Origin of the sequence: Corallococcus sp. CA047B (assembly GCF_003612065.1) — a bacterium.
GTDB classification, from domain to species: domain Bacteria; phylum Myxococcota; class Myxococcia; order Myxococcales; family Myxococcaceae; genus Corallococcus; species Corallococcus praedator.
This window is the reverse complement of the sequence record NZ_RAWD01000346.1, coordinates 1-9,545: the sequence shown is the minus strand read 5'-3', so window position 1 is coordinate 9,545 and position 9,545 is coordinate 1. Positions and strand designations below refer to the sequence as shown.

Genomic DNA, 9,545 nt, shown 5'->3' with positions numbered 1-9,545 from the left:
AGGGTGTGCCGTCCGCGCGCAGGGGGGCCAGGGGCTGGAGCGGGACGAAGTGCGCGGAGTGCTGTCCGCCAAGGGGCTTGCGGTACAGCACGCCCCAGTCGGTGAGCACGGCCTCGAAGGGGGCGTAGTCACCCAGCGGCGGGTCGGAGGGACCGGAGAACAGATAGCCGCCGTCATCCAGCGCCGCGAAGAGCCGGCGCGCCACGCCTTCGATGGTGGCGAGGTTGAAGTAGATGAGGACGTTGCGACAGAAGATGACGTCCAACTGCCAGAGGCCGCTTTCGGCGGAGGGCCACGTCTCCAGGGCGAGGTTGAGGTAGCCCAACTGCACGTGGCGCTTCACGTCCGGGCTCAGCAGGTAGTGACGGCCCTCCTGCTTGAGGTGGGCGCGCATGCGATCCGCGGACGGGCCGCGCAGGGACCAGTCGGTGTAGCGGCCCTCGCGGGCGCGGGCGAGCGCCGTGCGCGACACATCCGTGGCGTGCACGGTCATGCGCTCTTCCCAGCCCTCGGTCATCAGCAGCGCGGCGATGGAGTAGGGCTCCTCGCCGGAGGAGCAGGCCGCGCTCCACGCGCGCAGCAGGTGGTCCGGGCCTCGGCGCTCGCGCAGCTCGGGCAGCACCACGCGGCGCAGGTGATCGAAGTGTTCGTGGGTGCGGAAGAAGTACGTCTCACCGATGGTGAGTTCGGTGAGCAGGTCGTCCAGCAGCGCGTTGTTCACGGCCAGCTGCTGCCGGTAGACGTCCACGTTCGTCAGGTTCGCGCGGGCCATGGCGCGCTGGATGCCTTCCTCGGCGGCGGCCAGACAGCTGGGCGCGGCGAGCCCCGCGCGCTCCTCCACCAGGGCGAGCACTTCCTTGAAACCGTAGGACAGGACACCGCCAATCAAGCGGTCTCCGGTCGGGCTCCGAGCGCGACGTCCAACTGAAGTGCTTCGGCCTCGGAGAGGAAGGCGCGCAGGTCGTGCACGAGCACCAGCCCGTCGGGCAGCTTCGCGGCCCCGGCCACGTACCCCACGCCGGGCAGCTCCCGGGGAGAGGCATCCCACTCATCGGAGGCGATGACGCGCAGGCCCTCCGCGCGGTCCACCCGCAGCGCCACCGGGCGCAGGCCGTTGGTGGCGATGATGAAGTGGTCCATGGGCGACAGCGGCCGCGCGGGGTGGCGGAACCTGCGTCGCAGGTCCAACACGGGAAGGAGTTCTCCGCGCAGGTTGAGCAGTCCCTCCACCACGTCGGGCGCCCGGGGCAGGTGCGTGAGGCGGGCGGCGCGCACCAGCTCGCGCACGTCCTGCACTGGCAGGCCGTAGCGCTGCCGCTCCAGGGTGAACAGCAGGACTTCCTGTGGGCGGGCCTCCGGAGGGGGATTCATGGATGCACGTCGCACGCTACAGGACGCAAAGCACCCTGGGGATTCAGGATGTTGCCCCGTTTTCTAGAAGACGCTCCGGGTGAAGGGAGCGCTCCAGCCCCGGAGGAACGCTCGGCGAGCGGCCATGAATCCCAGGAGGGAAACTCTTTTTGGCCCGGGCCGTACCGTCGGGACAGTCGCCAGCCGGCGCGGGGCCGGGCATCGTGAGGACCATGGTTCGGCACGTCATCGTCGTGGGCGCAGGGCCGGGAGGGCTGTCGGTCGCCATCAACCTGGCGGGGCAGGGCTTCCAGGTCACCGTGGTGGAGAAGGACGCGGTGCCGGGCGGCCGGATGAAGGGCCTCACGCTGGGGGAGGACTGCGAGTACGCGGTGGACACCGGCCCGTCCATCCTCCAACTGCCCGGCGTGTTGGAGCAGATCTTCCGGCGCTCGGGCAAGCGGCTGTCGGACTACGTCACGCTCACGCCGGTGGATCCGAACACGCGCGTGCACTTCTGGGACGGCACGCACCTGGACACGCGGCGTGACCTGGAGCGGATGGGCCAGGAGCTGGAGAAGTTCGGCGCGGGCAAGGGCGACGCGCTGAAGGGGTGGATGGAGGACGGGCGGGAGAAGTACGCGCTCGCGTACGAGAAGTTCATCTGCACGAACGCGGGGAGCCTGGGCTACTACGCGCCCTGGCGGCTGGCGCCCACGCTGCGCTTCAAACCGTGGCAGACGCTCTACAAACAGCTGGATTCGTTCTTCCACGACGACCGGATGACGTACGCGCTGGCGTACCCGTCCAAGTACCTGGGGCTGCACCCGACGACGTGCTCGTCGGTGTTCAGCGTGATTCCCTTCATCGAGCTGGCCTTCGGCGTCTGGCACGTGCAGGGCGGCTTCCGGGCCCTGGCGCGCGGGATGATGAAGTGTGCCCAGGACCTGGGCGCAACCTTCCGCATGGGCACGCCGGTGGAGCGCGTGCTGACGGAGGCCGGCCGCGCGGTGGGCGTGAAGCTGGAGGGGGGCGAGGTGCTGCACGCGGACGCGGTGGTGGTGAACGCGGACCTGGCGTACGCGGCGCAGAAACTCCTGGCGCCGGAGGCGCGTGAAGGCGGAAGGCTGACGGACGCGGCGCTGGAGCGGGCGAAGTATTCGTGCAGCACGTTCATGGCGTACTACGGGCTGGACACGACGTACGCGGACCTGCCGCACCACCTCATCTACCTGTCGGAGAGCGCGCGGCGCACGGACCGGGACGCGCTGGAGGACCGGTCGGTGGACGTGGACGACCCGCCCTTCTACGTGTGCAACCCGGGCGCGTCGGACGCGACGGGGGCGCCCAAGGGGCACTCGACGTTGTACGTGCTCGTGCCCACGCCGAACACGGCGCGGCCGGTGGACTGGGCGAAGACGGAGGCGACGCTGCGCGAGCGCATCCCGAAGATGCTGGAGAAGGTGGGCATCCAGGGCCTGCGCGAGCACGTGAAGGCGGAGCGCTACTTCACGGCGGAGACATGGCGGGACGACTTCCATGTGTTCCGGGGCGCGGTGTTCAACCTGTCGCACACGTGGCTGCAACTGGGCCCGCTCAGGCCCCGCGTGAAGAACGCGCAGGTGGAGGGCCTGTACTTCGTGGGCGGCGGCACGCACCCGGGCAGCGGGTTGCTCACCATCATGGAGAGCGCGAACATCGCGGCGGACTACCTCACGCGCGAGGCGGGCAAGGGCGCGCTGCCGGGCTGGCCGTACGTGCCGCCGCTGGAGGATGACGCGAAGGAAGCGAAGCCGGCGCCCCAGGCCCTCGCGGGCTGAGGCGCCGGGTGTTTGTCTGTCTTTGTTCCGGAAGCCCCGGTGTGCGTCAGGCGGCGCCGGGGCGGCAGCTGACTTCGACGAGGATGCCGCCGGGGGCACGGCAGTAGACGAGGGTGCCCCGGTTGTTGCGGATGACGTCGGAGACCTCCAGCCCGTCGGCCTTCACGCGCTCCTGGAAGGCGAGCACGGGGGCTTCGGAGTCCTGGAGGAAGCCGACGTGGAAGTCCTCGGGGAAGGTGTCCGTGTCGCGCTTGCGGCGTTGGAGGATGAGCACGAAGCCGTCCGGGCCGGAGAGCATGGCGATGGCGGGCGAGTCGTGGTTCTTCGCGTGCGACGTGAAGTCGCAGTAGCGCGTGAAGAAGCGGGCGGTGGCCTGGACGTCGGGGACCTGCAGGTCGAGGTGATTCAGTTTCATGGCGAGCCTCGCGAAGGCACACGTGTGCCGTCAGAGGGCCGAGGGTTCTTCCTCCCGAGGGAGGTCGAACAAGTGCTTCCACCATGGAAGTGACCGGGGCTCACCGAACCGGTCCGCCGTTTTTCGACCGACGCGAAATCTAGGAGCGGTCCCCGGCGCGCCGCAAGGGCCCTGAGTTCAGAGTGCCTGGAGGAAGACGCGGAGCGGGTCGAAGGCTGGGTGTTTCAAGTCGAAGACTTGAGGGTCCTCCAGGGCTTGATGCAGTCGCATGGGCTTCGAGAGCATGGCGAGGTACGCATCGAGCCAGCCCTTCATGCCGCGTGCCACGGTGGTGTGGGGCTGGCCCGCGCAGGCAACCAATGCATTCACGCAGGAGGCCAACGAGGGGTTGCACACGGCCTGTTTGCAGAGCCCATCGATGCTGCCGGTTTGCTGTCCATCGGGAGAAATGAAGACGCCCACTTTGGGCGCTGCGCCTGGAACGAAAGCGCCGTGCACGAAGGGCAGGGTGACTTTCAGCGCATCCCTCGTTTCTTGGACGAGCTTTGTGGTTTCGGTCGGGCTGTCTTCCATGTCGAGCAGGACGCCGACACTGCGTGCATAAGAAAAGCTGGGGTCCCGCGTTGCGAGCTTCGCCAGATTCGGAAGATCCGCACGCCCACTTGCCTTCCAGCAGACCAAGCCGGACCAGACCGAGGGACCCGCGACGGCCTCACAGAGTTTCTGCTCGTCGCCGCCTTCAACCAGCAGCAAGCCGAATGGTTTCGTAGGGAATGGGGGCGGGGACTTGGACGGACGACTCATCCACGGATCTCCACGCCCATCCGCTCCGCAGCGTCGACAAGATCGCGGTCATAAACGACAGCTTTTGTTTCGTGTTCCTGCTTGTCGAGACGGATGACCCGAAGCCCGTTGTCATCCTGGGTCTTGAAGATGCGCGAGGCTGCCTGAACACACTCCTCGGAGTGGGTCGTGGCGAACAATTGGACGTTTCGTTCTTTTGTTGCGCGTGCAATCCACGCCCAAAGTGGATCCAGTACGCTGTGGTGAAGACCGTTCTCGATCTCATCAATGTAAAGCGGGGCATTCTCTATGGCTGCGAGTGAGACGGCAAACTCAAAGTAGCGTTTCATTCCCTCTCCCATCATCAGGAGAGGCACCAGCCCTTCTCCCTGCATTCGCAAGAAAACACTCACGCGATTGCCGGTAGGTGCCAGTAACTCAATTCCGGAAATCTGATCGCTGACAAAACGAAGAAGTTTTGTCACCACATCATCTCGGCCTTTCTGCTTGAGTTTTGAAAACTCTCGAATATCGATTGTGCTGATTGTCGGACTAGGCTCAATCCAAAGCCCACCTTTGAGATCAGGGAGCATGACAGGAGGGAATTGGACTCCTTGCGTTCCTCCTCTGGTAAGAGTTGGTAAGGTCCTTTTTCCTCGATTGACCTCGCACGTCAGTGTCCATGACGATGCTGGACCAGCGATATTTCCAATGTCTTCTGTCGTTGCAGGCGGATTCGAGTGTGTTTGCTTGACGGAGAATCGGACGCGAGGCGCATGGGTAGACGTGCTTTCGATTTGGAATCCACGTTTTGAATCCATCTGTCGAAAGACCGGCAACCAGAATTCCTCGAAGTCTTGTATGTTGGTTCCTGAGTCTCGATGCTTCTGCCTGGATGCAAGGCAGACGACGGAGTCTTCTGGTGACCACGCCATTTGCAGCGCCTCAAGCAGCGCCGTCTTCCCGCTGTCGTTCCTTCCGATGATCAGGTTCACGCGCCCCAGTCCCTCGACCTGGAGTCGCTCGATGCCTCGGAAGTTCTCGACCGTGATGGAGGTCAGCATGCCGGCCTTTTACCAGACCTCGGCCGGTCCAGAGGCACGCAAGGCGGCCCTGCCTACGACCCAGGCCGGAACCGCCGACTCCCCAACTACGACACGTACCGGGTCGCCAGCTGCGACACCTGTCCCGTGGCCCGCTCCACCGCGGTCGCCGCTTCCTGCGTGGTGCCCAACTGGCGCAGCGTGGCGGCCATCAGCTCGTCCATCTCGCTCACCGCGCTGAAGAGCTGATCCACGCCCGCGTGCTGCTGGGCCACGGCCTCGGCGATCTGCCGCACCGCGGACGCGGACTCCTGGGACAGGGAGATGAGCTCGCGCAGCCGCTCGCCGCTCTTGCGCAGCGGCACCAGCGCGGCCTCCACGCCCTGGGCGCTCTGGTCCGCCGTCGCCACCGCCTCGCCCGTGGCCGTCTCCATGCCCTCCAAGAGCCCGCGCACCTGGCCCGTCGCCTTGATGGACTGGTCCGCCAGCTCGCGCATCTGCCGCGCCACCACCGCGAAGCCCCGGCCCTGTTCGCCCGCGCGGCTCGCTTCGATGGCCGCGTTGATGGCCAGCATGTGCGACTGGTCCCCCAGCGACTTCACCACCTCCGACACCCGGCCCACCTCGCGCGCCCGCATGCCCAGGTCGCTCACCTGCTGGTGCAGGCCGTTCGTGAGGGCCAGGATGTCCGCGAGCCCCTTCTCCGTGCCCGCCAGCGACTCCTCGCCCAGCCGGCCCATCGCCGCGGCGCGCTCCGCCACCTCCAGGATGTTCCCCGCGCGGCTGGCCGCGAGCTTCGACGTCTGCTGGATCTCCTGCGCCGTGGTGCGCGCCTGATGGATGGCCACCGCCTGACGCGACATCGTGCGGTTCTGCTGGTCGCTCGCCTCGGTGAGCCGCGTGCCCGCCTGCGCCAGGTGCCCCGCGGAGGAGCGCAGCGACCGGGGCAGCTCCTGCAGCTGTTCGTAGAGCAGCCACGTGCGCGCGGACAGGTCGCCCAGCTCGTCCGTGGACACCCACTGCGGCGGCGACGCGCGGCCCTCCACCAGGGCATCCAGGGACGCGCCAATCGCCTTCGCCCCCTGCGCCAGCCGGCGCGCCGCCCAGGCCGCGGTGAAGATGGCGCCCAGCGCCGCGAACCCGCCCAGCAGCGCCACCGGCGTCGTCAGGTCGTCCTGCAACGGCACGATGCGCGCACGCACCCGCGCCGCGCCCCGGTAGTCGCCCGACAGCTCCAGGTCGTCCGCGAGCCCGGAGAGGTTCTTCTCCAGCCGCAGCTGCAACGTGGCGATGCTGGTGATGCAGGTGATGAGCAGCGCGGACACGACGATGGCGGGCAGGAACCAGCTCTGCCGGGGCAGGAACAGCCCCTCACCGGCGGGCCGCTCGTGCGGCGCGCGGCGGAACGCCTCCAGCGTCACCGCCGCCAGCGTCCGCTCATAGAGCATGTACATGAGCGGCGCGCTGAAGAGGCCCGCGCTCATCGCCACCGCCACGCCCACCAGGATGACGCGCGGCGGCCGGTCCAGCGCCAGACCGATGGCGCCGTTGAAGAAGATGCCGCCCAGGAACCAGCCCGCCTGCGCCTCCACGAACGTCAGGATGCCCGGCAGTCGCAACAGCCGGCGCAGCCGCTGCGGCGCGTTGCCCGGTTCCTCATGCAGCGCGTGCCGCAACAGCGCACCCACCGCGCCAATGGGCACCACCAGCGCCAGCCCCCCAATGACGATGGGCGTGACGACCCCGAGCACGAAGCCCATCGCGCTCGAGTCCACGTCCAGCAACTGCATGTCGACGTAGATGGCGGGCGCCACCGCCACCGTCACGACGAGCGTTCGCAGCATCAGCAGCTTGAAGAGCAGCGCGCTCGCGGTCGGGGTCGTGGGCTGATTCATCGGGGGGATGATCCGGAGGAACCAGCAGCCTGAGGGGGAAGCACGGGGTCGTCAATGACACTGCTTCTTCTTGTGCCAGGGACTCCCGGGTCTTCGGGGAACGCAGGGACGCAACGGGTAGGCCGAGCGGGGAGGGTGTCGGTTCGTCGCCATTCAGGGTGTCGGAGGGCAGCCAGGCGTCCAGGCCATCGTCGCCTGCCGGCCGCGTGCGACATGCACACGTTCTCTCCACCAACGATTCACACAACGACGTCAGGAGGACGCCATGGGTGAGTGGACCGACAAGGCCAAGGGCAAGGTGAAGGAGACCGTGGGTGTCGCGACCGGTGACCGTTCCCTGGAGGCCGAGGGCAAGGCCGACACGATCAAGGGCAAGGTGAAGGGCGTGGTGGAGGATGTGAAGCACGCCATCAAGGACAAGGTGGATGAGCGCGAGGAAGTGCGTCGCGGTGACGCGGATCCGTATCAGCGCTAGGTGCCAGGTCCTCGCGGGGGCGGAAGTCTGAAGCCGCGACCGTGAGGGAAGTCCGCCGTGAAACCGTTCGGGCCGCGGAAGCCAGGGGCTTCACCGCGGCCCGAGCTGTTTCTGGCGTGAACGGCTTCTTCAGTTCCGCATCTTCTCGCAGGGACACGCCACTTCGAGAAAGGTGGTGGACTTGCCGCTGACCATCACCCAGAGGCAGCGCAGCACACAGGCTGTGCCGAACTCCCGGTAGATGAGCCCCAGGTTGGCAACCACCTCTCGTCCCGTGATGACCCCGCGCATGTCCCGCTCCCTTGCGTCCTGCCGTCCGACCCGCCGCCCATGGCAAGGCGTCTTGCCGAGCGGATGTCTTTGCAAAGGGCCGGCCGTGGGCCGAGACGCACCTCTCAAGGACACTGTCCATGACTGGACGTTCCAAGGCGCTGGATTCTCGACCCTGGTCGCACGCCTGCCCGCGTCACGGTGCACGAAACGGAGCGGCGGCCTGAAAACGTTACAGCGGGCAGCGTCGGGCGGCTGACGCGCGGCTCGTTCCCGTGCCTGGGACAGCCGGGCACGGGTGCCCTGGCGCCTGGCCGCAGGAGTGGCGTCCCTGCGATACAGGTGGCACATCCGCCGCCCGGCCTGAATGTATGTCCATGAGGGCTTCGCGTGAGGCGCGGCCCGTGACGCCGTGCGCAGCCGACGTCCCGTCCGAGCGCGTGAGTGGAGTGCCGCCCCGCCCCGGACGTCCGCGCCGCGAGGTCGTGGAAGGAGGTGCCGAGATGAGACCGCTTGTGTCTTCCCGAAGGGGTCTGCCCTTGCTGCCGGAGGGCCTGCCCCGGCCCCTGCGGGGGTTGAAGCGGGTGGTGGTGGGGACGGACTTCTCCCTTCAGTCGGAGTTCGCGCTGGCCCGCGCGCTGCGGCTTCCGCTGGCGCAGGGAGCGGCCGTCAGCGTGCTGCACGTGAGCCCTCCGTTGGATGGCCATGACAGCCCCGACGGCACGGTGGCCGGGGAGCGCTGTCTGCGCCGGTCGGTGTCGTCGGCCTGTCGTCGGTTGCGACAGCGGCCGGACGTGGACGTGCGCGAGGAGCTGCGCGTCGGGGATGCGCCGCACGTGGCGACGGAGCTGGTGAAGGACCAGGGCGCGGAGGTGCTGGTGGTGGGCCGGCCGCGCTCGAAGTACCCGGCGGTGCCGCTGGCCGACACGTCCATGGTGATGCGGCTGGTGCGCGAGGTGGACGCCTCCGTGCTGGTGGTGGTGGCGCACCCGGGCCGCGTGTATCACCGGCCCCTCGTCGCGGTGAGCTTCTCGCGCGAGTCGCGGCGGGCGCTGGAGCTGACGATGCGCCTGTGCCCGGCCTCGATGCCCATCGAGGTGTTGCACGTGGTGGACACGTGCGAGGAGGAGGCCGCCCTGCGACGCCAGGACGCGCCGCTGGAGCAGTGGCTGCGGTTGCGGCAGGAGCGTGAGAACACGGCGAGGATGGCGCTCTGGCGCTTCCTGGCGCCCTACCGGGAGACGGGCCGCGAGTTGAGCATCCGCGTGCGCACCGGCGATCCGCAGGAGGGCATCCTGGCGGAGGCCCTCGAGCGCGACTCCGACCTGCTGACCCTGGGCATGTCCTCCGCGCAGCCGGGCTCGGCGCTGACGGAAGGGGTGTTGGGGAACGCTCGCTGCGACGTGCTCATCTCGAGGCATGTCGCCCCGTCCGCCACCCTGCCGGACGGCGAGCCCGGCTGCGCGGAGGACATGCCCAGGGTCAGCAGGTCGG

The 9,545-nt window shown here is 68.0% G+C and carries 10 protein-coding genes; 3 read left to right on the top strand and 7 right to left on the bottom strand.

Annotation, left to right across the window (positions count from 1 at the left end):
* Together D7X74_RS35040 and D7X74_RS35035 are read right to left on the bottom strand one after the other, a co-directional pair.
* A partial coding sequence (locus tag D7X74_RS35040; RefSeq protein WP_147446791.1) for a protein-glutamate O-methyltransferase CheR occupies window positions 1-889 on the bottom strand: 889 nt, incomplete at its 3' end.
* On the bottom strand, window positions 886-1,371 hold the full coding sequence (locus tag D7X74_RS35035) for a chemotaxis protein CheW (RefSeq protein WP_120537343.1): 486 nt from the start codon (window positions 1,369-1,371) through the stop codon (window positions 886-888). The genes D7X74_RS35040 and D7X74_RS35035, both read right to left, overlap by 4 nt.
* Window positions 1,372-1,583: 212 nt before the next feature.
* Here D7X74_RS35035 and D7X74_RS35030 point away from each other — a divergent pair, with 212 nt between their 5' ends.
* Window positions 1,584-3,170: an NAD(P)/FAD-dependent oxidoreductase gene (locus tag D7X74_RS35030; protein ID WP_120537342.1), complete on the top strand. Its 1,587-nt coding sequence runs from the start codon at window positions 1,584-1,586 to the stop codon at window positions 3,168-3,170.
* 46 nt (window positions 3,171-3,216) lie between these two features.
* On the opposite strand, the gene D7X74_RS35025 is transcribed toward D7X74_RS35030, so the two are convergent.
* From D7X74_RS35025 to D7X74_RS35010, 4 genes are all read right to left on the bottom strand, one after another.
* Window positions 3,217-3,585 carry a VOC family protein gene (locus D7X74_RS35025; RefSeq protein ID WP_120537341.1) on the bottom strand — a complete coding sequence of 123 codons (369 nt, stop codon included), beginning with the start codon at window positions 3,583-3,585 and terminating at the stop codon, window positions 3,217-3,219.
* Window positions 3,586-3,762: 177 nt separating this feature from the next.
* Window positions 3,763-4,338 (bottom strand): DUF3226 domain-containing protein, encoded by a 576-nt coding sequence (locus D7X74_RS35020; protein WP_233602391.1) that lies wholly within the window; start codon window positions 4,336-4,338, stop codon window positions 3,763-3,765.
* 47 nt (window positions 4,339-4,385) lie between these two features.
* The gene (locus D7X74_RS35015) at window positions 4,386-5,432 is read right to left on the bottom strand and encodes an ATP/GTP-binding protein (protein ID WP_120537339.1); all 1,047 of its coding nucleotides are present in this window, start codon (window positions 5,430-5,432) and stop codon (window positions 4,386-4,388) included.
* Between the two features lie 86 nt (window positions 5,433-5,518).
* Window positions 5,519-7,306, bottom strand: a complete 1,788-nt coding sequence (locus D7X74_RS35010) for a methyl-accepting chemotaxis protein (RefSeq protein ID WP_120537338.1) — start codon at window positions 7,304-7,306, stop codon at window positions 5,519-5,521.
* 265 nt (window positions 7,307-7,571) lie between these two features.
* Here D7X74_RS35010 and D7X74_RS35005 point away from each other — a divergent pair, with 265 nt between their 5' ends.
* Entirely contained in the window at window positions 7,572-7,781 is a 210-nt protein-coding gene (locus D7X74_RS35005) for a CsbD family protein (RefSeq protein WP_120537337.1), read from the top strand.
* Between the two features lie 129 nt (window positions 7,782-7,910).
* On the opposite strand, the gene D7X74_RS43765 is transcribed toward D7X74_RS35005, so the two are convergent.
* Window positions 7,911-8,072, bottom strand: a complete 162-nt coding sequence (locus D7X74_RS43765) for a hypothetical protein (RefSeq protein ID WP_167508789.1) — start codon at window positions 8,070-8,072, stop codon at window positions 7,911-7,913.
* Window positions 8,073-8,554: 482 nt separating this feature from the next.
* Between D7X74_RS43765 and D7X74_RS35000 the strand changes: the two genes are divergently transcribed.
* On the top strand, window positions 8,555-9,545 hold a 991-nt coding region (locus D7X74_RS35000), incomplete at its 3' end, for a universal stress protein (RefSeq protein ID WP_199741973.1).